Annotated in this window: 26 protein-coding genes; 10 read left to right on the top strand and 16 right to left on the bottom strand. The window is 54.7% G+C overall.

Going from position 1 to position 22,035, the window contains the following annotated elements; translation table 11 throughout:
• Positions 1-19 precede the first annotated feature (19 nt).
• The 5 genes from KHU29_RS09575 (at position 20) to KHU29_RS09595 (ending at position 5,920) form a co-directional block, all read left to right on the top strand.
• Positions 20-1,297 carry an L-fuconate dehydratase gene (locus KHU29_RS09575; protein WP_211452580.1) on the top strand — a complete coding sequence of 426 codons (1,278 nt, stop codon included), beginning with the start codon at positions 20-22 and terminating at the stop codon, positions 1,295-1,297.
• Positions 1,298-1,412: 115 nt separating this feature from the next.
• On the top strand, positions 1,413-2,189 hold the full coding sequence (locus tag KHU29_RS09580; protein ID WP_211452581.1) for an SDR family oxidoreductase: 777 nt from the start codon (positions 1,413-1,415) through the stop codon (positions 2,187-2,189).
• 19 nt (positions 2,190-2,208) lie between these two features.
• The gene (locus KHU29_RS09585; RefSeq protein WP_211452582.1) at positions 2,209-3,774 is read left to right on the top strand and encodes a sugar ABC transporter ATP-binding protein; all 1,566 of its coding nucleotides are present in this window, start codon (positions 2,209-2,211) and stop codon (positions 3,772-3,774) included.
• 54 nt (positions 3,775-3,828) lie between these two features.
• Positions 3,829-4,869 (top strand): ABC transporter permease, encoded by a 1,041-nt coding sequence (locus KHU29_RS09590; protein WP_246541775.1) that lies wholly within the window; start codon positions 3,829-3,831, stop codon positions 4,867-4,869.
• Positions 4,870-4,981: 112 nt separating this feature from the next.
• Positions 4,982-5,920, top strand: coding sequence for an ABC transporter substrate-binding protein (locus KHU29_RS09595; RefSeq protein ID WP_211452583.1), 939 nt, complete (start codon positions 4,982-4,984; stop codon positions 5,918-5,920).
• Positions 5,921-6,039: 119 nt separating this feature from the next.
• Here the strand turns inward: KHU29_RS09595 and KHU29_RS09600 are convergent, their stop codons facing one another.
• Genes KHU29_RS09600 through KHU29_RS09610 form a run of 3 tightly spaced genes read right to left on the bottom strand, consistent with a single transcriptional unit; the run spans position 6,040 to position 7,755 of the window.
• The gene (locus KHU29_RS09600) at positions 6,040-6,528 is read right to left on the bottom strand and encodes a GFA family protein (protein ID WP_211452584.1); all 489 of its coding nucleotides are present in this window, start codon (positions 6,526-6,528) and stop codon (positions 6,040-6,042) included.
• A gap of 26 nt (positions 6,529-6,554) precedes the next feature.
• Positions 6,555-6,938 carry a VOC family protein gene (locus KHU29_RS09605; protein ID WP_211452585.1) on the bottom strand — a complete coding sequence of 128 codons (384 nt, stop codon included), beginning with the start codon at positions 6,936-6,938 and terminating at the stop codon, positions 6,555-6,557.
• A gap of 31 nt (positions 6,939-6,969) precedes the next feature.
• Positions 6,970-7,755 carry an SDR family NAD(P)-dependent oxidoreductase gene (locus tag KHU29_RS09610; RefSeq protein WP_211452586.1) on the bottom strand — a complete coding sequence of 262 codons (786 nt, stop codon included), beginning with the start codon at positions 7,753-7,755 and terminating at the stop codon, positions 6,970-6,972.
• 91 nt (positions 7,756-7,846) lie between these two features.
• Between KHU29_RS09610 and KHU29_RS09615 the strand changes: the two genes are divergently transcribed.
• Positions 7,847-8,491 (top strand): LysR family transcriptional regulator, encoded by a 645-nt coding sequence (locus tag KHU29_RS09615; RefSeq protein WP_211452587.1) that lies wholly within the window; start codon positions 7,847-7,849, stop codon positions 8,489-8,491.
• Between the two features lie 307 nt (positions 8,492-8,798).
• On the opposite strand, the gene KHU29_RS09620 is transcribed toward KHU29_RS09615, so the two are convergent.
• The 12 genes from KHU29_RS09620 to KHU29_RS09675 all read right to left on the bottom strand — a co-directional run bounded on the left by KHU29_RS09620 (position 8,799) and on the right by KHU29_RS09675 (position 17,511).
• Positions 8,799-10,034 carry a phage head morphogenesis protein gene (locus KHU29_RS09620; RefSeq protein WP_211452588.1) on the bottom strand — a complete coding sequence of 412 codons (1,236 nt, stop codon included), beginning with the start codon at positions 10,032-10,034 and terminating at the stop codon, positions 8,799-8,801.
• A complete protein-coding gene (locus tag KHU29_RS09625; protein ID WP_211452589.1) occupies positions 10,015-11,532 on the bottom strand; it encodes a phage portal protein family protein in 1,518 nt (505 codons plus the stop codon). The genes KHU29_RS09620 and KHU29_RS09625 overlap by 20 nt, the downstream gene beginning before the upstream one ends.
• Positions 11,516-13,132 carry a phage terminase large subunit gene (gene terL / locus KHU29_RS09630; RefSeq protein WP_211452590.1) on the bottom strand — a complete coding sequence of 539 codons (1,617 nt, stop codon included), beginning with the start codon at positions 13,130-13,132 and terminating at the stop codon, positions 11,516-11,518. The genes KHU29_RS09625 and terL overlap by 17 nt, the downstream gene beginning before the upstream one ends.
• Entirely contained in the window at positions 13,125-13,622 is a 498-nt protein-coding gene (locus KHU29_RS09635) for a DUF1804 family protein (protein ID WP_211452591.1), read from the bottom strand. The genes terL and KHU29_RS09635 overlap by 8 nt, the downstream gene beginning before the upstream one ends.
• Positions 13,623-13,901, bottom strand: a complete 279-nt coding sequence (locus KHU29_RS09640; RefSeq protein WP_211452592.1) for a hypothetical protein — start codon at positions 13,899-13,901, stop codon at positions 13,623-13,625. It abuts the gene before it with no gap.
• Entirely contained in the window at positions 13,891-14,106 is a 216-nt protein-coding gene (locus KHU29_RS09645) for a TraR/DksA C4-type zinc finger protein (protein WP_211452593.1), read from the bottom strand. Before KHU29_RS09645 ends, KHU29_RS09640 begins: the two co-directional genes overlap by 11 nt.
• A 137-nt stretch (positions 14,107-14,243) precedes the next feature.
• Positions 14,244-14,657, bottom strand: coding sequence for a hypothetical protein (locus KHU29_RS09650; RefSeq protein ID WP_211452594.1), 414 nt, complete (start codon positions 14,655-14,657; stop codon positions 14,244-14,246).
• Complete coding sequence (locus tag KHU29_RS09655) at positions 14,654-15,223, bottom strand: transglycosylase SLT domain-containing protein (RefSeq protein ID WP_246541798.1); 570 nt, start codon at positions 15,221-15,223, stop codon at positions 14,654-14,656. Before KHU29_RS09655 ends, KHU29_RS09650 begins: the two co-directional genes overlap by 4 nt.
• Positions 15,224-15,318: 95 nt before the next feature.
• A complete protein-coding gene (locus KHU29_RS09660) occupies positions 15,319-15,690 on the bottom strand; it encodes a putative holin (RefSeq protein ID WP_211452596.1) in 372 nt (123 codons plus the stop codon).
• Positions 15,691-15,841: 151 nt separating this feature from the next.
• Positions 15,842-16,447: a hypothetical protein gene (locus tag KHU29_RS09665; RefSeq protein WP_211452597.1), complete on the bottom strand. Its 606-nt coding sequence runs from the start codon at positions 16,445-16,447 to the stop codon at positions 15,842-15,844.
• Entirely contained in the window at positions 16,444-16,845 is a 402-nt protein-coding gene (locus tag KHU29_RS09670; RefSeq protein WP_211452598.1) for a hypothetical protein, read from the bottom strand. The genes KHU29_RS09665 and KHU29_RS09670 overlap by 4 nt, the downstream gene beginning before the upstream one ends.
• Positions 16,846-17,034: 189 nt before the next feature.
• Positions 17,035-17,511 (bottom strand): helix-turn-helix domain-containing protein, encoded by a 477-nt coding sequence (locus KHU29_RS09675; protein ID WP_211452599.1) that lies wholly within the window; start codon positions 17,509-17,511, stop codon positions 17,035-17,037.
• 120 nt (positions 17,512-17,631) lie between these two features.
• On the opposite strand from KHU29_RS09675, the gene KHU29_RS09680 reads away from it, so the two are divergent.
• Entirely contained in the window at positions 17,632-17,820 is a 189-nt protein-coding gene (locus tag KHU29_RS09680; RefSeq protein ID WP_211452600.1) for a DNA-binding protein, read from the top strand.
• Between the two features lie 22 nt (positions 17,821-17,842).
• Positions 17,843-18,904, top strand: coding sequence for a hypothetical protein (locus KHU29_RS09685; RefSeq protein WP_211452601.1), 1,062 nt, complete (start codon positions 17,843-17,845; stop codon positions 18,902-18,904).
• Between the two features lie 5 nt (positions 18,905-18,909).
• Here the strand turns inward: KHU29_RS09685 and KHU29_RS09690 are convergent, their stop codons facing one another.
• Positions 18,910-19,350 (bottom strand): hypothetical protein, encoded by a 441-nt coding sequence (locus tag KHU29_RS09690; RefSeq protein ID WP_211452602.1) that lies wholly within the window; start codon positions 19,348-19,350, stop codon positions 18,910-18,912.
• A gap of 34 nt (positions 19,351-19,384) precedes the next feature.
• On the opposite strand from KHU29_RS09690, the gene KHU29_RS09695 reads away from it, so the two are divergent.
• Both KHU29_RS09695 and KHU29_RS09700 read left to right on the top strand, forming a co-directional pair.
• The gene (locus tag KHU29_RS09695) at positions 19,385-21,040 is read left to right on the top strand and encodes a Mu transposase C-terminal domain-containing protein (RefSeq protein ID WP_211452603.1); all 1,656 of its coding nucleotides are present in this window, start codon (positions 19,385-19,387) and stop codon (positions 21,038-21,040) included.
• Entirely contained in the window at positions 21,040-22,032 is a 993-nt protein-coding gene (locus KHU29_RS09700) for an AAA family ATPase (RefSeq protein WP_211452604.1), read from the top strand. Before KHU29_RS09695 ends, KHU29_RS09700 begins: the two co-directional genes overlap by 1 nt.
• Positions 22,033-22,035: the final 3 nt, after the last annotated feature.

Genomic DNA, 22,035 nt, shown 5'->3' on the forward strand with positions numbered 1-22,035 from the left:
TAGAAAAAAGAAATATACGATGACCACAATTCGATCGATACGCGTATTGGATGTGCGCTTCCCGACCTCGCAAATGCTGGATGGATCAGATGCGATGAATCCGGATCCGGATTATTCCGCCGCCTACGTCATTCTGGAAACGGATAAGCCGGGCCTGGAAGGCCACGGCCTGACCTTCACCATCGGCCGCGGCAATGAAATATGCTGTGCCGCGATCAAGGCGATGGAACATCTGGTGATCGGCTTGAAGCTGGAATGGATCAGCGAAGACATGGGGCGCTTCTGGCGCCACATCACTTCCGATAGTCAATTGCGCTGGATCGGCCCCGATAAAGGGGCAATTCACCTGGCCACCGGCGCGGTAGTGAATGCTGTCTGGGATTTGTGGGCCAAGGCGGAAGGCAAGCCATTGTGGCAGCTGGTGACCGACATGTCTCCCGAGGAATTGGTGCGGGCGATCGATTTCCGCTACCTGACCGACTGCATCACGCCCGATGAAGCACTGGCTTTGCTGCGCGAGCAGGCGCCGGGCAAAGCCGAACGAATTCGCTCATTACAGGAGAACGGGTACCCGTGCTACACCACCTCAGCCGGCTGGCTGGGTTATGAGGACAAGAAATTGCGCAGGCTGTGCCAGGAGGCAGTGGACAGTGGCTTCAACCATATCAAGCTAAAGGTCGGCCGCGATCTGGCGGACGACATTCGCCGGGTCACCATCGCCCGCGAGGTTATCGGCCAGGAACGGCAACTGATGATCGATGCCAACCAGGTGTGGGAAGTCGACCAGGCGATCGACTGGGTCAAACAGCTGGCCTTTGCCAAGCCTTGGTTTATCGAAGAACCCACCAGCCCGGACGACGTTGAAGGACATCGAAAAATCCGCGAAGGCATCGGTGCGGTCAAGGTTGCCACCGGCGAGATGTGCCAAAACCGCATCATCTTCAAGCAATTCATCATGCGTGGCGCGATCGATGTGGTGCAGATCGATTCCTGCCGTCTTGGCGGCGTCAATGAAATTCTGGCAGTGCTGCTGATGGCGGCAAAATACAAATTACCGGTATGTCCGCATGCCGGCGGCGTCGGCTTGTGCGAATATGTGCAGCATCTGTCGATGATCGACTATGTGTGCATTTCCGGCAGCAAGGCGGGGCGCGTTACCGAATACGTCGATCATCTGCATGAACATTTTGTCGACCCGTGCGTCATACGGAATGCCAGCTACATGCCGCCAACCGCGCCGGGATTCTCGATTACGATGAAACCGGAATCGCTGCAGCAATACCGGTTTCGTGGCTAGGCACAACCAGGCAAGTAGCTCGTTGTGCCTGAAGCTGGTCTATAAAGAGTAAGTGCAAATAATAAGTAAAAGCAAATACAAGAAAATACAAGCAAATGAAAATGGAGACGGCAAGATGGATCTGCGTTTAGCTGGAAAAGTGGTGATCGTTACCGGCGGCGGAGCGGGGATCGGCGGCGCGATCTCGCTGTCACTGGCGGCTGAAGGCGCGATTCCTGTCATTTTAGGTAAAAGCCAGCCCGCGCCAGAATTCCAGGCGGCGTTGTTGGCGCTGCAAGACAAGTCGCGCATTATCCAGCTCGACCTGATGGATGACGACAAGTGCCGGCAAGCTGTTGCGCAAGCCGTCGAAGAATTCGGCCACCTGGACGGCCTGGTGAATAACGCCGGCATCAACGACAACGTCGGGCTCGGCGCTGGCCGGGCGGCCTTTGTGCAATCGCTTGAAAAAAACCTGATTCACTACTACACGATGGCGCATTACTGCGTACCACACTTGAAAGTCAGCCGTGGCGCCATCGTCAATATATCTTCCAAAACCGCCGTAACCGGCCAGGGCAACACCAGTGGCTATTGCGCCTCCAAGGGCGGGCAGCTGGCGTTGACGCGTGAATGGGCCGCCGCGCTGGCGAATGACGGCGTGCGTGTCAATGCCGTGATTCCGGCTGAAGTGATGACACCGCTGTATCGGAACTGGATCGCCAGTTTCGATCATCCTGAAGAAAAACTCGCTGCCATTACCAGCAAGATACCGCTCGGAAAACGCCTCACCACGGCAGAGGAAATTGCCGACACTGCCGTGTTTCTTTTGTCGCAGCGCGCTGCCCATACGACAGGGCAATGGGTGTACGTAGACGGCGGTTATAGCCATCTTGACCGTGCCTTGACCTGAATGCATCTTGAGAGTGGACATGCAGCAATCAGAAAATTCCAGAGACGACGGGCAGACGCACGGAACTGAGTCGGCATCGGAAACCATTATTTCCCTGGAAAATGTCACCAAGCGTTTCCCGGGCGTGCTGGCGCTCGACAACTGCCGGTTCGATCTGCGGCGCGGAGAAGTCCACGCGCTCATGGGGGAAAACGGCGCTGGAAAATCGACGCTGATGAAGGTATTGGCAGGCGTGTACCCGAAGGACAGCGGTGAAATCCGTATCGAAGGGCGCCCGGTTGAGATTCCCACTCCGCGTGCTGCACAAATGCTTGGCATCGGCATCATTCATCAGGAACTCAACCTGATGAACCACCTGACTGCCGCCCAGAATATTTTCATCGGCCGTGAGCCACGCGGCCGCTTTGGCTTGTTTCTCGATGAAGAGGCCCTGAACCAGCAAACCAGGCTGATCTTTGAACGCATGCGGCTGGATCTGGATCCCGGCACGCTGGTGAGCGAGCTGACGGTGGCCAAGCAGCAAATGGTGGAAATCGCCAAGGCCCTGTCATTCGATTCGCGCGTGCTTATCATGGATGAACCCACGGCGGCGTTGAACAACGCTGAAATCGAGGATCTGTTCCGCATCATCCGGCAATTGCAATCGCATGGCGTCGGCATCATTTACATCTCGCACAAGATGGACGAATTGCGGCAGATATCCAACCGCGTCACGGTCATGCGCGACGGCCAGTACATCGCCACGGTTCCTACCGCGACCACCTCCATGGAGACCATCATCGGTATGATGGTGGGCCGCCAGCTCGACAATAGCGGAACGGAAATTCCGGATACGTCCGGCAACGACATCGTACTGCAAGTCAAAGGACTGGAGCGGGGGGCAACTATCAAGGACGTGAGTTTCACCTTGCGCAAGGGTGAAATCCTGGGTTTTGCCGGTTTGATGGGTGCGGGGCGTACCGAAGTGGCGCGTGCGATTTTCGGCGCCGACCACCTTGATGCCGGCGAGATCCTGGTGCATGGCACCAAGGTATCGATCAAGTCGCCAAGAGATGCGGTGGCGCACGGCATCGGTTACCTGTCGGAGGACCGCAAACACTTTGGCCTGGCCACCGGGCTTGACGTCAAGACCAACGTCGCCTTGTCCAGCATGAACGGTTTTCTTAAACAAGGCCTATTCCTGGATCAAGCTGCGATTCGCGATACGGCCCAGGGTTATGTCCGGCAACTGAGCATCAAGACGCCGTCGGTCGATCAGCCGGTGCGGCTGCTGTCTGGCGGCAACCAGCAGAAGATCGTGATTGCCAAATGGCTGCTGCGGGATTGCGACATCCTGTTCTTCGACGAGCCGACGCGCGGCATCGACATCGGCGCCAAGAACGAAATCTACAAGCTGCTCAATACTCTGGCGGAGCAAGGAAAAGCGATTGTCATGATCTCCTCAGAGCTGCCCGAAGTGCTGCGCATGAGCCATCGCATCCTGGTCATGTGCGAGGGTCGCATCACCGGTGAACTTGCCGCCGCCGACGCTTCGCAGGAAAAGATCATGCAGCTGGCCACCCTGCGCGAAGCTGCAGTGGCCTGACGATTGATGATGGATGCTAAATACCCGAATAACTCACATTCAATGAAGACGAACATGGCAAATATCCAGAACCCCCTGGCGCAGGTAAAGCCGCCCATCAGCGGACAGGGCGCACTCGCCGCTCTCAAGGCAAAGATATTCCATCCGGCCACGCGGCAGAAGCTGTTGGCGTTTGCCAGCCTGCTGGTATTGCTGGTGTTTTTCAGCTTTGCATCGTCGAATTTCCTGCAGGTCGACAACCTGGTGAGCATCCTGCAATCCACCGCCGTCAACGGCGTGCTGGCGATTGCCTGCACCTTCGTCATCATCACCGCCGGTATTGATTTGTCGGTAGGCACATTGATGACATTCTGCGCCGTGATGGCCGGGGTGTTCCTTACTTACTGGGGATTGCCGATCTACGTCGGAATTGTTGCCGCGATCGTATTCGGCGCCTTGTGCGGCTGGATTTCCGGCGTGCTGGTGGCCAAGTTCAAGATTCCTCCCTTCATCGCGACGCTTGGCATGATGATGTTGCTCAAAGGCTTGTCGCTGGTGATCTCTGGCACCAAACCGATTTATTTCAATGACACCCCGGGATTTTCGAGCATCTCGCAGGAATCGCTGATCGGCAATTTGATTCCCGCCTTGCCGATTCCCAACGCGGTATTGATCCTGTTCCTGGTAGCGATTGCGGCTGGCGTCGTGCTCAACAAAACCATATTCGGCCGCTATACCTTTGCCTTGGGTAGCAACGAAGAAGCGCTGCGCCTGTCTGGCGTAAATGTCGATTTCTGGAAGGTCGCTGTATACACGTTCAGCGGCGCCATCTGCGGTATTGCCGGCTTGCTGATTGCGTCGCGCCTGAATTCGGCGCAGCCGGCGCTGGGGCAGGGTTACGAGCTTGATGCGATTGCCGCGGTAGTCATTGGCGGCACCTCGCTGTCGGGCGGGACCGGTACCGTGCTCGGTACGATTATCGGCGCCTTCATCATGAGCGTGCTGATCAACGGCTTGCGCATGATGTCCGTCGCCCAGGAATGGCAAACCGTGGTGACCGGCGTCATCATCATCCTGGCGGTCTATATGGATATCTTGCGTCGCCGTCGGCAATGAGGTGGGTCGGAATAAAGTTTAAAGGTTCTGTAGGTGCATATGAGGTACACATGAGGTTCCGGGCATTTGCTTCAACGCCCACTGTTTTATAACCAAAAAAAGGAGACTTGAAATGATAAAGAGAAGAGCAGTCAATATTGCCGTCGGCCTTGCTTTTGCGCTTGGGTTCAGTGCTGCTGCAAGCGCCGAAGACACCTATATTCCGCTGATCTCGAAGGGCTTCCAGCATCAGTTCTGGCAAGCGGTGAAATCCGGCGCCGAACAGGCGGCCAAGGATTTTAATGTGAAGGTATCGTTCGAAGGCCCGGAGACAGAAGCCATGGTCGACAAACAGATCGACATGCTGTCGGCAGCGCTGGCCAAGAAACCCAAAGCCATCGGCTTCGCCGCATTGGACAGCAAGGCAGCTCTGCCATTGCTGAAAAAGGCGCAGGCGGCGCATATCCCGATTGTCGCCTTCGACTCGGGCGTGGACAGCGATATCCCTGTGACCACGGCCACCACCGATAACAAGGCCGCCGCGGGATTGGCAGCGGACAAGATGGCAGAACTGATCGGCAAAGAGGGCGAAGTCGCAGTGGTGGCGCACGACCAAACCAGCCGCACCGGCATTGATCGGCGTGACGGTTTCGTCGAGCGCATGAAAGCCTATCCGAAGATCAAGATCGTCAGCATCCAGTACGGCGCCGGCGATCAGCTGAAATCGACTGAAATCACCAAATCCATCCTGCAGGCCTATCCTCATCTCAAGGGCGCCTTCGGCACTAATGAAGGCTCGGCAATCGGCGTGTTGAATGGCGTCAAGGAAATGAAACGCAAGCTGGTGGTCGTCGGTTACGACTCCGGCAAGCAGCAGAAAGACGCGATTCGCGACGGCAGCATGGCCGGCGCCATCACCCAGAATCCTGTCGGCATCGGCTACAAGACGGTAGAAGCTGCCGTCAAGGCACTCAAGGGCGAGAAATTGCCTAAGGTGATCGACACCGGCTTCTACTGGTACGACAAGAGCAACATCAGCGATCCGAAGATCGCAGCCGTGCTTTACGACTGATCCAAAGTTTTTTACCCCACATGCGACGGGTAGTCGGAACTAACCGGGGGCAGAGTCAAGTTTCGCGACAAACCCTCCGAAAATTGACTCTGCCCCCGGATCACTTATGTCGTCGATGCTCATCTGAGCAGACCAAGCCGCTGATGCCATTCAAACAAAGATTCACGCGGGAAATCGGCAAACTGCTTGTCCTTGCGACCTGCCTTGACTTCTACCCACGGCGCTTTGTAAGCTAACAGCAGATGGGTGTGTTCAGGCGGCGTCGGCAGCGGCGTATCGATGGCAGAAGCAAAGGGGTGCACCAGCTCAGGCCATTCCGGATCGTAGAGCCAGAGCGCGCTGCCGCAGCGCCGGCAAAAATGCCTTTGCGCTGTGCTGGTATGGGCGCGTTGTTCGCCTTTGCGTTTGAGTTTGGCGTGATAGACGCTGACGTCGTCTTGCCCCAGTACCTTCAAGGTCTTGGCGTCACCGCCGAGATTGATGGCATATCCGCCGCCGCCTTGGGTCTTGCGGCAAATCGAACAATAACAGCGCTGATAAGGGTACGGCGAGTCGCTATTCAGACTGAAACGAACTGCGCCGCAATGGCACGATCCCTTGAGCTTCATGGTTCTCTCCTGGTGGTTGCTGCCCGTCAGCGTCCTGGCTCATAGGTGCGCACTTCGAGATTGTGCCCATCAGGGTCATAGAAGTACCAGGCGTCGGCCATGCCGCGCGCGCCCAGAGACTGCTCCAACGGTCCACCGTTGCGGTCGAATGGCGTGCTGCCGAACGCTATCGATCGTTCGCAAAGATGGCGGTGTACCGCGTCGAAGCTGACACGGTCAAGACAAAACGCCAAGTGTACCGGATCGCGCGGGGTCTCGCCCATCAGGTCGAGCGTCAAGCTTTCGTTCACTCGCACGAGTTCGAACGGCCCCGCGCGTCCTTCGTGACGGAAACCGAGTACTTCCTGATAAAAATTAGCTGACGCCACCGGATCGCATACCCGCAGGATGATGTGGTCAAGAGTTACCATGGTGTTCCTTTCAATGTGCTGACAGGGGCGTTCACGTCATGACGCGGCCACCCGCGACATCCAACGTGATGCCGGTGATCCATGACGCCGACGCTGACAGCAAAAATAGTGCTGCCGATGCAATGTCGTCAGGTTGACCAAGCCGGCCCAGCGGAAACGCCTCCAGCATACGTTGCTGCTGCTCGAACGGCATGCGTTGAGCGGTGCGTTCGGTCAACACAGCCGATGGTGAAATGCAGTTCACACGCACGCCGTGCCGGCCAACCTCGTTAGCGGCGTGACGTGTCAGCATGATCACACCGGCCTTGGCTGCCCCGTAGCCGGCCGGCGCTCCCGAAGCGACGCGTCCGCCCGCCGAAGCCATGGTGACGATGCTGCCGCCTCCACGCGCTATCATCGCCGGCAGGAAAGACTTGAGCGTGAAGAATGTTGAAGTCAGGTTGTTGTCGATACTTGAGCGCCAATCCTGTTCGGTGATGTCGGCCAATGCGACGGGGCGTCCGCTGCCGCCGCCGGCAAATGCCAGCAGCAACTCTGGCGCACCGAAATCGGCCTCGACGACCTCGCGCATGCGTTCGACAGAGGCCAGGTCGGCACAGTCGGCTATCGCCGCGATAGCTTCGCCGCCATGTGAGCGGATCGCGGCCACCGTAGCGTCTACGGCATCGCGGGCGCGGCCGTTGACGGCGACCCGTATGCCACAGCGGGCTAGCGCCAGGCAAGTGGCAGCCCCGATCCCGCGCGAACCACCGGTAACAAGGGCTACCTTGCCGCGCAGATCTGGGTAGGTCGGAACAAGGCTGTTTGATTCGGTCATGGCAGGTCTCCAGTGAATGCTTGACGCCAGATTACAAACTGATTAGGCTAAAATCAAATCATCAATTATTGGTCAATCCATCAAAAAAAAGATGTCTTACCTACTTCATCTGCGCAGTTTCATCAGCGTCTACAGGCACAATTCGATCTCGCGCGCTGCGCTTGCCCTGCAGTTGACCCAGCCTGCGGTATCCCGCCACATCAAGATATTGGAAGCACGCCTGCAGTCACAGCTGTTCACCCGTCTTCCGCGTGGATTAGCGCCGACGCCAGCCGCCATCGAACTGGAGCGGCAGGCCGGACTGCATTTGGACGCGCTCGAGGCCATCATCGGCAGCGGCGCGGGCCAGCGTGACGCCCTTGCCGGTGTCGTCCATGTGGGCGCGACCAGCGGCTTTTCCAGGCTGTTGCTGTCCGCATTGAGCATGCTGCCGCGCTACGCTATTCGACTTGACCTGCGCGCGATGCCGCCGCCGGCCTTGGTGAAGGCGCTTGTCGACCGCGAACTCGATGTGGCTGTCACGCTAGCGCGCATACCGCACAAAGGTGTCGACTATGAACTGTTGTATGAGGGGCGTCTGCAAATGGTATGTGCTCCGACTTTTCGGGACCGCCTGCCCAAGTCGGCTGCACCGAAAGGTCTGCCGCTGATCGACTTGCAGGGGCCTGTGCCGCCATTGGCGAGTTTTTGGCGCGAGGTGTTCGGCTGTAACGCTGAGCAGTGGGGGGATGTTTAGATTGATCCAAATAGAAAAGATAAAAAAAGTCCGTAAATGCTTGATTAAACAGGATTTAACGGCAATTTAAGGAATTATCAACAGACGTTTGATTTGATCCGATTTTTGATAAAAATGTGGTCTATTTATCAAAATAAATGACGGCAATGTGTTCGTTCCCTGTTCAAAAAAAGCGACAGCCGACATCGATACAATCAACACCGGCTATAATTGGTATCAAGATAAGTCAGTGGACTGGAAAAGGCCCAGCTTCCGAGCTTGCAAAAGACCGTATTATGAGGATTGCCGCACCTCCTGACTTATCCATCTAATCTAGCTTACCCGCCACCAGCGTAAATTGCGCTTGCTTCAAATTCGGCAACTCTGCCGTACCCAACGACACCACACTGACCACCGCCTCACCCCGATATTTCTGGTTAGGCCGCAACGCTACTTTGGGCACCCGCTTATTAAACGAACCTTTGGGAATGACAATCAGCGTCTTATTCTTGGTATCCCAAAGCACCGCACGATAATCACCCATCAATTCTGGCAAGCGTGCTATCCAGTCGGACGGCCACGCCTGCGCGGAGGCCGTTTTGTGCGCTCCTTCCAAATGAATCGTCTTGCTATCAAAGACCCCGATGGTCAGCGACTTCAATTGCACGTCTGGGAATGCTTTTGCCAGCCCCATCGTTACACCGTCCGGCAGATAACCAATAATTTGTGCTACGCCACGCGGCTTGCCATCTTTGCGGGTCGACTTGTACCAACTATGCCAGCGCTGTGACAGCACCTGTCGATAATCCGCATTGATTGATTGACGCACCGCCGTGCCTTGCAATTCCATCGGCATCGTCGCCAGCTTTTGACCAAGCGCCAACTCAGGCGATAACCAGGATTCACCAACGTTATGGTCCCAGCCCGCATCGACCCCGATAGGCACCACGTCTGTGACTTCGCCATCCTTGTCTTTGACGTCGCGCTTTTTGATTACTGGCGACTTGGATGGCTTCTTGCCTGCCGCTTCCAATTCCGCGAGAGAATAAGAACGCACCGTACACCGGCAATTCCAGCCGTTAGGTGGATAGTGCGTTTTCCAGAATGGATCGTCTACATGAAGAATCAGACCATCCCAGGCCAAATGCTCTGGCCGTGTGTTCTCATCCTTGACGGCGCGGTATTCCAAATAAGGTCGCCGATCCTTATTGCTCTCAATCTGCTGCCAGCGCCCGGCCATATAGGCACTCTGCATATTGGTGTTAAAGATCAACGCGGTGCGCCAACCTCGCTTGCCCTTGTACGTCCAGCCATTGCGCTGTACGGTATCGTCAAAGTCTCGCCGAAACTGGCTTAATGTCTGGCCGTCATCCAATGCCTTAAGCAGTGAGGTATGAATATCTCTAACCACATCCAGCGGCGCGCCGGCCACCGTGAACTGTTTCCCGTGAACCGGCCCGAGCAAGTCATTCCAGCGTTCGGTCGCCACCGGCACCTTGCCGCGTAGATTGGCAATCGCCTGATCCGCCTTGACGCCGAACGGATTAACGCTGGGCGTTGCCATCGGCGGCCCCTTTGGTAAAGGACCACATCAGAGCCTTGTTGGTCACGTCTATCAATTCCGCATTGTCGATATTACCCAGCAATTTCCCCAATTCTTCCCGCATGTCGGCGAGGCTTTTACCGTCCTTTTCACCTTGCGCCAGCATCCGCGCTATAGGTTCCAGCACATGCGCCTCCAACGCCGCATCGGCTGCTGTGGCCGCGCTGGCGATAATCTGGTTTTCCTCGTCTTGCCCCTTAAATACGGACGCTTTGTCCCCGCTGGAAAACTGTACTGAGCTGGAAGGCGTGCCTGGCAACAGCGCGTCGTCGTCATCTAAGGCCATCGGCATATTCAATTCTTCCAGCATGGCCTTACGTGACGGCTTAGCCCCCATATCCGCAGCCAGTTTATAGGTCTCAGCACGGCTTTTTCCTGCCTGGGTTGGTTTGAAAAACTCCAATTCGGGCGACGGCACATCCGCGCCAAAGTTAAAAGTCGTGATGTGCCGGAAGATGCGCGAGAACGACGATGCCGCAATGGCACGGTCGGAATCATTAATGCCAGCCTGCCGCTCCGCTGCCGTCTCGCTGGCCGCACGTGCCCCAGTGTTCTGCAATTCGGCCACCATCGCCTGGCCAGTCAAGACCTTCGACATCTCCCGATTACAAGCATTGATCAGTGACTCTTGCGGCAGGTGATTGCCGGCAGCGGGCACGATAAGTTCAACACCGTCACCTTTCGGCACCACGGCATAGCCACTTTCAACCATGGTTTCGATTGCTCTCGACAGATCGGTGATGTCCTTATCACTTGCACCCTCGGCGTAACGCCCCACCGGCCACGGCAAACCATGTCGTTCGCAGTATTTGACGAAATACTTCCAGCCGCCAGTTTTGAACGTCCACGGCCAGAAGCAGGAAGACAGCAGAGCCTGCCCGTATGGATTCGTCACCTTTGCCATGTGGCGAGAAATGACAAAGCGGTGCGGCTCAATGATGTCGCCGTTACGGTTGGCCTTGGTGATCAACAGCGGCACGGCATCGTAGTCAAAGCCGAAGCGGTGTAGCGGCCTGTCTAATACCCGCACGGGCACGATGTAACCATCCCAATAGTCCCAGACCAGTTCATGCGAGGTATAGCCGGTAAAGATCGCCGACATCATCTGCCACATGACCTCTTCCCAATCTGCCGCATCATTCGGACTCAGGCTTTGCATCCATACCTCGCACAGTTCCCGTGCCGCCTGGGCGCGTGGATCGTCCTCGGCCCAGGTCACGACCCGATAGTCCATATCCTTGAATTCACCACGGATAGAACGCACGTCACCCATCACATGGGCGTCGGCCAGGATGGACGCGTAGATGCTCTCGGCGATGCCCATGGAGCGCAAGATTGGATCGGGATTAGGTAGCATGTGCAGATTGCCGAAAAAGCGCGGGTCTGTATCTATCCCCGCCGCCTGCTTACCAAAGGTGTTTTTAACTGAACGAACCAGCTTTTTAATGTCGAGTGCCATAATGTTTTCGTGGACCTGTAATAATTCGTGGAACCGTGCCGGTGAAGGTGCTGAACGCCAGCATGAATAACATTTGTAGCGCGTCAGGACCGTCGTCGTGATCGGCTTCAGGATAATGGCGTAACTGCGAATTCAACACCGTGTGGCGCTGATGAGAGCGCACTGTACCGTTAGCGATATGCGGTTGCATCGATAGAATCCGCAAATCCTTATCGGTGCCCGGCACAATCCCCCTTGCTGGAATCGGAACACCAGCTTTGCGGGATTCCTTGACGATTTCATCCTTAAAGAACTCCTGGAACTGCACCGATTCGATGCCCCACACCAGGCAGTTATATTCGCGTTGCAATTCAATTAGCGTCATGGTCTGCAAACTTGGCACCATCCGCGCAATGCGGGCCTCGACCACGTCCAGGACACCGTGATTGCGATCCAAGCCGCCGACCAGAATGGCGCAAGGATCACGTCTCTTGTTTTTTTTGCCCATGGATGGATCGTGCGCGCCGAAGAATACCCAGTCACGGCTTGGCTGCACCCAAAATTCAATCACTTTAAAGGGGGCGTTTTCGTCGTTATCGGGATCGTTCTGATACTCGGCGTCGAAAGAGGCATGGTCGGCAGCGCGGATTTTCATCAACATCAGCAACGGGCGCATCGATGGCCAACTCACGATGGCACCTGCGTCCATCTCAGTCCGGCGCAACGTATAGAACACGTCTGCCGCAGTTTCCCCGTCGTTGATATAAACCTCTTCCCATTGCTGCCACAAATCCAGGCGGGCTGGGTATTCGATGATGGCTTTAAATTTAACCGAGGTCCAACGAACATTTTTATGCGTCCGATTGGCGACTGAGTCGTAATGCAGAATGGTGTTGAGATAAATAATGTCCATGCTGCCATCGGGTGGCCCCAGCGGCAACACAGTGCGATTGAGCCATTTTTCCAGCTTGTCGCGCTGCTCTTTTGACATCACATTTTCATCATTCTCGATATCGTCCAGAATCACCAGGTCCGGGCGATATGGCCCGTGGCGCAAGCCACGCATGCGCTTGCCAGAACCGAATGCCTGTATCTTGACGTTCGTCTTCGTCAGCAGTACGCCGACGTTCCAGACGCGGCCAGCGCCGCAGGCATCGGGAAAGTCCATCTGCAAGCGCGGATTACTTTCCAATTCGACTTTGATGGCTTCCAGCATGGATTGCGCCTGGTCGAGCGCATCCATGATTATTGGGATAAAACGCTTGCGTTTGGTGACGACGCACCACAAGGGTAGCAACTGCGTCACCAAGGTCGATTTCGCCTCACCACGCGGTGCAGAGACATCAACTTTCTGTCCAACGGCAGCGTCCAGTTTCTTCGGCAACTGGTCGAAGACCCACTGGTGAAAGACTGACGGTTCTGCCTTGATATAGTGCGGGAAATACGTTTGTACAAAGAACTGAAAACTGTTCTGCACGCGACTGACGCGCACATCCCGCGCCGCTGCATCGACAGGAAATGCAGCGCACGCGGTCTCGATCAGATTGCGCTGTTCCTCCGCAAATGCGGCCAGTTCGGCAATAAACTGTTTCGACGACAATGAGTTTGATTTCTTACCCATACTTTCTCGCTATCTCAGGGCCATAACCTTCGATCACTTCGAGAAATGGCTCACGCAATTGCGGGAATTTACCGCCGATGTAGTGCGACAGATCGCGCAAGAGATCCATTGCAATCGACAGTTCTGACAGCCGCGGATTGCCGCGTGCTGCAGCATTGACTGTTTTGACATAGCTGTCGGATAGCTGCGCAAGAATCTGCGCTTTCTGCGCTGGTGCCATGTCTTTTTTGACTTTGACATCCTCCAACGTCGCCAGAAATTGAACGGCCATTTCTTCCAACACCTGGCCGGTCAATTCCTCCATGCCGCCGCCCGACATGCGTCTGGCTGCACGTGCAATGTCCCAATCGTCGCCATCAGCCTTGGCCTTGCGTTTCCAATTACGCGCCGACTGATACGATGCGCCGCCCAGTTCGGCAGCGGTCGCCAGCGTCTGGCCCTGCACGTACTTGCTACGCACTTCAGCTCTTACCTTGTGGTCAATAGCCATTCAATTGCCGCCGAGTTTCATCCGAATGAATTCCACCGTCACTGCGGCGACAATAGCTGCCGCGCTGCCGGTGGTCGCACTCTTAAGCATCAAGGTGCGTTGTCCACCTTCCAACGTATGCACGCGAGATTCAACACTTTGCAAGCGCTGGTTGTTGGACTGAGTCATATCGTCAATGCGCCGATTTAGTGCGGCGTGATTGTTCTGTACTGCAGAACTCAAGCCTTTGAGTTCACCCATGATCTGGCCTAACAGCAGGCGCACTTCTTTATCGTCCACGGTGTATTCCTTCATGACGTTGTTGGCATCCGGCACAGCGTTGCGCGTTTCGGACGGCAGCGCGGCGGGCGACTGGGATCGGTTCATCGCAAGCGATGCAGAATTCCGCGCCCTTGCCAGCGCAGGCTTGGCGGCTTTGTTCGATACCAGCAACCCGTGCCGCTTCTTCCATCTTTTGCGCGAATTCAAATTGTTTTTCATTCATGTTTATCTTGCTCGTCGATATAGATCAAACATCCGGCCCGTTCTATGCCAAGCCGTCTCAATAGTCCGCAGGTTTGCGTAGCCAGCAGGTGATACAGGTGCGCTACGTCCCGGTGGTTTTCTTCCAGGTCGCGTAGTTCACCGCTGGCCGGTTGCGGCAGCATCGGCGGTGCTTGGGTGAGATTCGCGGGTGGCAGCACCGGTATCGGAACTGATGCCGGCATTCGCTGCACGCCAGCGCTGCAAGCGCTCAGCAGGTAACACACAAAGATCAACAGCATGCGGCGCATCATTGGAAGCCTCCCTGTCTAGTTTTTTAAAATTGGCGTGGATTTTCTGGCGGTTGATCTCGACGGCATGTCCCGTTTCCTGGTTCCGTTCCAGCTGATGCTCTACCCTGACGAACTCCGTCCGGTATCCGGCCAACGCTGCCTCCCTGCGTTCTGCGTCGCACTTGCCTTTCGTCCATTCGGTTGCCATGTAGCCGCCCGTGGCAAAGCCCAGTGCGCCAGCAATCAATGAAGCTAGTGCCAGGCGTAGTATCAGAATCATGAGCAACTCCCATTGCCCCAGCCCGCTCTCACGTAATGCGGTTCATGGCGATGCAAAATGCGGCGGGGATAGTCGGCGTTTTCGGATTGATTGGCGGCTGTAATACCTGGGTTGATCGCACACGTGGCACCTATGCAAACCAACGGCGTGGCGGATTTAGCCTTGCGCTTGTTGACCCATCCCAACCCACCGTTATAGGCTGACAATACAAAGGCCATGCGCTCACAGTGGTTTGTTGCAGCGACGCGGTCATAGAGAAATTTGTCATACCGCACCAGGGCGCGCATCGCCCATACAGGATTGGTCGGCGCATTGTGGGCGAGATCGGGGTAGACACCGCTAATCCAGTCGGCAGTACCAGGCATGAACTGCGATAGCCCTTGTGCGCCCACTCGACTACGTGCCGTCGCATTCCAGGCGCTCTCCTGGTGTATCTGCGCTGCGAAGGTCGCTGTCGGCGCTTCCAGTCCCCACACCAGATGCGCCTGCTGGCGCAACTGATGCTTATACTTGGCCGCGTCAGCAGGCACCTGCGCTTTGCATTCTTTGCTGACCAACATCGACATGAGCAACGATGCAATCAGTATGCCCGTGCACACCTTACTTGCCTCGTAGATGGCACCAGCTAACCACCTCAGAATGCGCTTGAAATTGATTTGAATCATGCTGCTAATCCAGCGCAGATCAAGCTGGCACCGATGATGATTGCGCGCCGAATGAAAGCGGCTTGCAGCAGCTGCGCGGTGGCGGACGGCAGAATTTCCAGCGAATAGCCGTCAACATTCGCCGCTTGTGTATCGGATGGCTGATCGATATGGCACACGCCATCCCGCTCCAAATAGACATGCGGCCGCGCATATGGAAAAACGGCGCGGTCAATCCAGTAGCCGCCCCAGCCGCCAAGCGACAGCAGATGAGCTTTATAAAAAGAAATCGACAGCAGGGTTTCCGATTGACGGAAGAAATACGCCAGCAGCATCAGCACAAGACTGACGACCAGGCACAGGGTCAAACGTGGGGTTTTGTGATGCATCACGCACTCCTAAACAACCAGGGTGCGCTTGCGGTGGCACCCGTAACCATGACAAGGTCAGGTTACGGGTTGGGGACTTTTATGTACTTATGAAATGCTTCACAGGATGAGCGTGACGGTAGTGACGCTCATTTATCGTTTGGAGAAGAAATTACTTGGAAAATGGAAACCGATTTTCTTTCTTCAATTCTACAGCGCCCTTTCCAAGGATACTATAGTGCAGGTTTCCATTTGGCATAACAATCGCAATCTCACCAGTATCGGTTGGACGCATTGCGTAATAGCGCTCACCGGTATCTGAGTATTTTTCAAAAAATACTGTGTAGCTACTGATTTTTTCTGCACCCCAATCATTCGCACTTGGGTGCGCATAAGATCTTTCCACCGTCCCATCAGGATGTATCACCCATTTGATCCACATGAAAACATATTCGTTTTTTGGATCAATGGGGCTCGTATATGTCCAAGTCCCAGAGAAATATCGTGTTGCATCTTCCACGCTTTGAATCGACGAAGGTAGCTTTTTGTGCTCTTCGTTCGCAGCTATCATGAGGCCGTATGCGCACAAACAAAAGAAAAGACTGCCGCCAAGTAATGCAATAACAGTTTTCCCTTTGCTAGGTACCGACTGCCCGCGCTTTTCCAGCGTTTCCGTGTATTTGGAGTAATTAAACTTAACTAGCAATAACTGGTAAATCCCGAGGACTGCCATGCCCGCGCTCAAGAGCGCGCCAGCCCAATAAGCGAAATAGATCAAGAGGATTTCCCTCTCCAGTGCTCAGCCCACGAACTCATCGCAAGGGCCAAAACACAGCGCATTCTCCAATAGTCCAAATCTTTAAGCGTCGAGGTTCCGAACTGACGCAAAGAAAACTGCTCCACTTCTGTTTTCAGAGTAGGGATAATTACCCACATGCGTATTACCTGGGCGATCATCGCGGCCTCCTGCTGCGGTTCTCCCAGGGCACAGGAACGCCATCCCGCCAAATAAGTAACAGCCTTGCGGAATATGTCGGGCGTCATTTGTTGTACGCCTTTTACATCCATTTCCTTATTCAATGCGACGCGAATGTGCATTTGGCTAATGATGGATTTTTCAGCCTGTTCCACCTCTACCACTAATTTCGTCAATTGTTGGCGCTGATCCCAGTTCAATGTTTGCTCTGGCGGAATTGGTGTCGTCACATTGATGATATGTAGGTCACCGCTAACTTGAATAATGCCGTTTCCCTTTGCTGACTGTTTGATACCGTCCTCCGTTCTTAGCTATTGTCATTTTCCCACTGGTGCAGGCAATGCTATGTTGGCAACGCTCTCGTGTCAATAACATGGTTCAACTCATATTCATTTGGACTTCAATTTTTTTGCACTAGAAATGCGGGCTGCGCCGCCTACCTGCACGATTCCATTCCCCTGCGCGACTTGTGCTTTGCCACTGATTTTTTTTGCGACGTTTTTTTCTTTTGCTGGTTTTTCTTTCGCCTCAGCCTCTTTCGATGCAGTGGATAACGTCGGCAACAAGGCCATAACCATGTTTGCAAACTGCTGTGGCGTGACTGTTATTCCACCTGATTCAACCATTTTGAACGCCGACTCCGCAGCAAGCGATACTGCTTTGGGATCAGGTTGCCGAATCCCAGTAATTATGTACTGAACATCCGCTCCAACACTGGCAAAGCGTTCTAGCACGAATGCATTCGGAAAGGCAGCACCTTTTTCCCATTCAATTTGCGTGCGCTTTGAGGCCTCTCCTAGCAGAGAGAAATCCTCCTGCGTGTAGCCGAGTCGCTCCCGTTCTTCCCTCAATCGAATGCCAATCATAGTGAACTAAATCCCGTAATTTTTTAAAAATGTGCAATTTATCTCTTTACAAGTGCAGTTTTCTGCACAATAATGAGCCTCATCTAATCATCAGATGATGTTCAAAAAAGAGAGGGAACTATGACAGGCGATCAGGTAAAGCGCAAGTTGCGTCAACAAGGAAAGACCCTGCGGCAATGGGCGCAAGAGAACGATTTTGATTACATCTTGGTATCCAGAATCATTCGTGGTGTTCAAAAGGGAAATTTTGGCAAGGGGCACGAAGTTGCTGTCGCTCTTGGTATGAAACAAGAGTCAGAAACCATTTGAATCAGATTTTAAGGAGCAAAAAGTGAAGAAAAATATGATCGTCATCAATCCGTTGGACGAAATGCCTGCTGCAAAGCCAGTAACGACGGCCAAAGCGCTTTCCAAGCAGGACGAAAAATCAAATCGGACAACCGTTGTCCGGTTTACAGAAGTGCAAATACGTCAGTTGGCGATGAGTTTCAATCTGGATTTTGATTTACCCAAGGATGTTCGGATAGATCGTGCTGTACAGCATATGAATCAGTCAGCGCGGTACATGCTTGCCGCTGGCATCGATTTTTTAGGATTAAAAGAAGAGTGTGAGCATGGCGAGTTTTTGAGCATGCTGGAATCACGCGGGATAGAGGAGCGATCTGCGCGCCGTGCCATGCAATATACCGAGTTCTTGTTGTCGCGCACCGAGGCCGAACGTGAACAACTCCTGGATTTGCCAAAAAGCCACGTCCTGGCTATCGCCAGCGCAGATCCAGAAGTTATCGACGACCTATTGCACACACCAGATCAAGAACTAAAAGATCTGTCCGTGCGCGAACTGCGCAACACGATCAAGGACTTGTCGTCCCGCAAAACCGATATGGCGGTGCAACTGGAAACCGCCGATCAAAAGATCGCGCATCTTGAAAAAATCATCAAAGATCTGCGCGAAGCGCGGGTTAAGACTGGCGGCAATGTGCCGGTAGTGGTGCAGGACATTCGCCTTGAATGCGCCGCCCTGCATAAAAAAGCAGCGTTATCGCTGGACGATATGGAGCATTTAATTATTGGCTTGCATTCGGGAGAACTCTCAGTAGGTGCTATATGGCACGACCCGACATTGCGCCATGTGTTCGCTTCCATTACAGCGTTACATGCCCACACCGGCAGCATGATTGCCGCGCTACAGGAGCACTTCGGCGACGCATCAGGTGGCGAAGTCACGGTTATGGATGTCTTCAGCGATGAAGAGGTTTTGCGCTGCGCCCAGGAGTACAAGCAACTGATCGCGGAACACGAGCATGAGAAAAAAGCGCGTGAATGGGATAGAGAAATGGAGCGCCCACGTGGCAAGGGGCGTCCGTCTAAACGACCTGAATTAGAGGTGTGAAATGGCTAATCCATCACGCCGACAATCGGATAATCTAGCTCATAGACCGGCCAGAGAGGAGATAGTAATTCCGATTCTAACTGCTCCAGAAAATTCGTCGCATCCAGAATCGCATCCTTGTAAGCCTGACCAACCAGCAACGGCGGTTGGCTTACCAACAGGCGCAGCAGTACCTGCGCTTCCTTTGCCAAGCGGTACATCACGCAAAGCACAGATAGCCGCTGAATTGGTGATGGAAAAGAGGCGGCAGGAGAGAAAACAAATTGCTTTGAGGCGGTTTTCGCGAGCTGTTTCCGAGCAATCGGTATCGCCTCATGTACAGCAAGTCGCCATTGCTCCACAGTCACCGCCGCGAACGCGTTTTGGTGCTTTTCTAGTAAATCTTGAATGGCCTCTTTGGCGCTTGCAGCGACGTCTGCTGCGTAGTGCGAATACTTGTAAGACATGGTTCATAACCTTTTCTAAGCGTGGATGACTGATATGGCTTTAACTCAACTTCGTATTGTGCCAGACGCGCAACTGCCCGCATTGCTGCATAGCGATCCATGGCTGGCTGCTTCGGAAGATCAACGCCGCGTCGCGCAATGGCGGCATCAATTAATTGCTCCTGCGCTGGCCCTGATGGATCAAGGCGCGTCCCTGAACCATGCGGCGGAACTGCTGGCTGTGAAGATCGTCGTCGGCAACCTGGACACGGAACAGCGTTTGCTGACCGCACAGCTTGCCAGCGATGCCAGAAAAATCATTTCCATGCCAACTATCAAGCGCTGGATAGCTGCCTACAAGCGCGATGGCAAGACGGGATTGTTGACCAAGCACACCGGGCGGGTGCGCAAGGATGCAGGCTGGGAGGCGCAGGCGACAGCCCTGTTTAACCTGCCAAGCAAACCGAGCTATGCAGCAGTGGCGTTGAAATTGCGTAAAGAAGGTTTCGAGACAGCGACGGATTCGCGAGTAAAGCGCTACCTGAAATCGTTACCCGCCACCCTGGGACAGAATTCGCCGCAACGTGTCGGGCGCAATCTGCACAAGCTACAACGCAGTATCTGGAAACAACGTGACCGCACCAGTCTTGAGGTCGGCGAGGTATATGCAGGCGACGGTCACACCATTGATTGCTACGTGGCGCACCCCAATACGGGTGGCTTATATCGGCCTGAATTGACCGCGTTTATTGATATCCGGTCTGCTTATATCACCGGCTGGTATTTGAGTGAGGCTGAATCGGCGCTATCGACGTTGTTTGCGCTGTCTTCATCCATGGTCACACATGATCATGTACCCGCCGCACTGTACCTGGATCGCGGCGCTGGCTATCGCGGCAAGTTGATGAACCACGAAACCACGGGGTTCTATGCACGCTTTTCGATGTCGGTGATTGCGGCATTGCCTGGCAATCCGCATGGCAAGGGCTGGATAGAGCGGTGGTTCCGCACAGTGCGCGAACACCATGACAAGTTCTTTTACGGCGGCATGGTCTATTGCGGTGGCGACATGGCGCAGGAAGTCAATCGTCGGCTCAGCGTAGACATCAAGAACGGCAAGCGGAAAGTGCCATCGCTCAAGGACTACGAACAGAGCTTGGCGAACTTCATTGACGAATACAACCATACACCGATGCCAGCCTTGGACGGCAAGACACCCGCCCAGGTATGGGCCGACTTACAAAAGGTCTCGGTGGAACTGCCTACCGAAGCGATCATCCGGCCTCGCGAGATTCGGAAGATTCAGAAGCGCCACATTGTCGAACTGCACAAGCGCATTTACTGGCATGAATCCCTGAGTCTGTATGAGCAAGGCACGGATATTCACATTGAATACGACCTGCATAACGATCAACAGGTATGGCTGTTTGAATCGTCAGGCCGCTTCATCTGCGCCGCGCAACTGCAGGAAACACGCGGCATTGTTGATGCCTCCCGCCTGGAGGAAATGCGCACCAAGCGACTGAGCGGTCAGGTAACGCGCATTGCGCAAAAACATGATGAAGCGCTTGCCAGGGCACAGGACTGCATCACGGTAGATGCCCAGCTCCAAGGGTTGGCCTCCATGACATCCGCGCCGCGCCTGGCAGATAGAAGCTGCAACAAAAAACGTAACGACGAAATAGTACTCAATCTTTTGGGAGACGACTAATGGCTAAGCCAGCAACCAAACAAGCAGCACCGTTATCCGTGCCAGTAACCTGGCCGGACAACTACGACGAAGACCACCAAGCAACTGTCGGACAGATTGTCCACTGGCTCAATGACAACGCGATGACGCAAAGCTGGCTGGCACGTTTGTCGAGGATGTCGCCATCGACGGTGTCGCAGATCCTGGGCGGTAAATATCCGACCTTGCCTAGCAAACAGTTGCGTGAAATGCAGGCCGCTATTGAAGCGCACGACAATCGCGCCTCCATTGCTACCGTACCGTTCGTGCCGACATCGGTCTATCAGATGGCGCGCCTGGTGTGTGACCGTGCCCGAAAATATGCCAACTTCGGCGTGCTGGTTGGATCCGTTGGTGTAGGCAAGACCGCCGCCCTAAAGCAGTATCAACAGGACAACGAACACACCACGGTCATCGAAGCCAATCCGAATATGACAGCCGGTGTATTGCTGACGGAACTACTGTCGGCCCTGGGCGCACCTTGTCCTAATTCGATGGACAAGAAGTTCAGCGCCGTAGTGGAAGCCCTGGCCGACAGTACTCGCCTGCTGATCATTGATGAGGCCGAAACCATGATGCCGCAATGTCTGCATTACCTGCGCCGTATTCGTGACAAGGCTAATGTCGGCATCGTACTAGCTGGCACCGAGCGCCTGATGCAGTTGATCAAACCAGCACGTGGGCAGTTCGATCAAATCCGCAGCCGAGTCGGCTTTTGGCCTAGTGCCATTCAACGCGTCGAGCGAAACGATGTCGATGCGATTGCCCAGGCCGCGCTGGCTGACCAGGGCGAATTGTCCGGCGAAGTGCTGGACGCGTTGTGGCATTACTGCCAGGGGTCCGTGCGGATGCTGGTTGAGAACATGATTCCGGCGCTGCGCGATTACGCGTTGTCCAAATACGACATTTCCGCCGAGGTCATCGACAAGACGGCAGAAAAAGTCCTGTTCCTGCCACCGCGCCGCGCTGCTTGATCC

The sequence above is a fragment of the Collimonas antrihumi genome (assembly GCF_018304965.1).
Taxonomy (GTDB): Bacteria; Pseudomonadota; Gammaproteobacteria; order Burkholderiales; family Burkholderiaceae_D; genus Collimonas; species Collimonas antrihumi.

What these genes read in the sequence shown, in the direction of transcription:
- KHU29_RS09575 (WP_211452580.1), top strand. Translation starts at nt 20, where the DNA reads ATGACCACAATTCGATCGATACGCGTATTGGATGTGCGCTTCCCGACC.
- KHU29_RS09580 (WP_211452581.1), top strand. Translation starts at nt 1,413, where the DNA reads ATGGATCTGCGTTTAGCTGGAAAAGTGGTGATCGTTACCGGCGGCGGA.
- KHU29_RS09585 (WP_211452582.1), top strand. Translation starts at nt 2,209, where the DNA reads ATGCAGCAATCAGAAAATTCCAGAGACGACGGGCAGACGCACGGAACT.
- KHU29_RS09590 (WP_246541775.1), top strand. Translation starts at nt 3,829, where the DNA reads ATGGCAAATATCCAGAACCCCCTGGCGCAGGTAAAGCCGCCCATCAGC.
- KHU29_RS09595 (WP_211452583.1), top strand. Translation starts at nt 4,982, where the DNA reads ATGATAAAGAGAAGAGCAGTCAATATTGCCGTCGGCCTTGCTTTTGCG.
- KHU29_RS09600 (WP_211452584.1), bottom strand. Translation starts at nt 6,528, where the DNA reads ATGAAGCTCAAGGGATCGTGCCATTGCGGCGCAGTTCGTTTCAGTCTG.
- KHU29_RS09605 (WP_211452585.1), bottom strand. Translation starts at nt 6,938, where the DNA reads ATGGTAACTCTTGACCACATCATCCTGCGGGTATGCGATCCGGTGGCG.
- KHU29_RS09610 (WP_211452586.1), bottom strand. Translation starts at nt 7,755, where the DNA reads ATGACCGAATCAAACAGCCTTGTTCCGACCTACCCAGATCTGCGCGGC.
- KHU29_RS09615 (WP_211452587.1), top strand. Translation starts at nt 7,847, where the DNA reads ATGTCTTACCTACTTCATCTGCGCAGTTTCATCAGCGTCTACAGGCAC.
- KHU29_RS09620 (WP_211452588.1), bottom strand. Translation starts at nt 10,034, where the DNA reads ATGGCAACGCCCAGCGTTAATCCGTTCGGCGTCAAGGCGGATCAGGCG.
- KHU29_RS09625 (WP_211452589.1), bottom strand. Translation starts at nt 11,532, where the DNA reads ATGGCACTCGACATTAAAAAGCTGGTTCGTTCAGTTAAAAACACCTTT.
- terL (WP_211452590.1), bottom strand. Translation starts at nt 13,132, where the DNA reads ATGGGTAAGAAATCAAACTCATTGTCGTCGAAACAGTTTATTGCCGAA.
- KHU29_RS09635 (WP_211452591.1), bottom strand. Translation starts at nt 13,622, where the DNA reads ATGGCTATTGACCACAAGGTAAGAGCTGAAGTGCGTAGCAAGTACGTG.
- KHU29_RS09645 (WP_211452593.1), bottom strand. Translation starts at nt 14,106, where the DNA reads ATGAATGAAAAACAATTTGAATTCGCGCAAAAGATGGAAGAAGCGGCA.
- KHU29_RS09650 (WP_211452594.1), bottom strand. Translation starts at nt 14,657, where the DNA reads ATGATTCTGATACTACGCCTGGCACTAGCTTCATTGATTGCTGGCGCA.
- KHU29_RS09655 (WP_246541798.1), bottom strand. Translation starts at nt 15,223, where the DNA reads ATGTCGATGTTGGTCAGCAAAGAATGCAAAGCGCAGGTGCCTGCTGAC.
- KHU29_RS09660 (WP_211452596.1), bottom strand. Translation starts at nt 15,690, where the DNA reads ATGCATCACAAAACCCCACGTTTGACCCTGTGCCTGGTCGTCAGTCTT.
- KHU29_RS09675 (WP_211452599.1), bottom strand. Translation starts at nt 17,511, where the DNA reads ATGATTGGCATTCGATTGAGGGAAGAACGGGAGCGACTCGGCTACACG.
- KHU29_RS09680 (WP_211452600.1), top strand. Translation starts at nt 17,632, where the DNA reads ATGACAGGCGATCAGGTAAAGCGCAAGTTGCGTCAACAAGGAAAGACC.
- KHU29_RS09690 (WP_211452602.1), bottom strand. Translation starts at nt 19,350, where the DNA reads ATGTCTTACAAGTATTCGCACTACGCAGCAGACGTCGCTGCAAGCGCC.
- KHU29_RS09695 (WP_211452603.1), top strand. Translation starts at nt 19,385, where the DNA reads ATGGCTTTAACTCAACTTCGTATTGTGCCAGACGCGCAACTGCCCGCA.
- KHU29_RS09700 (WP_211452604.1), top strand. Translation starts at nt 21,040, where the DNA reads ATGGCTAAGCCAGCAACCAAACAAGCAGCACCGTTATCCGTGCCAGTA.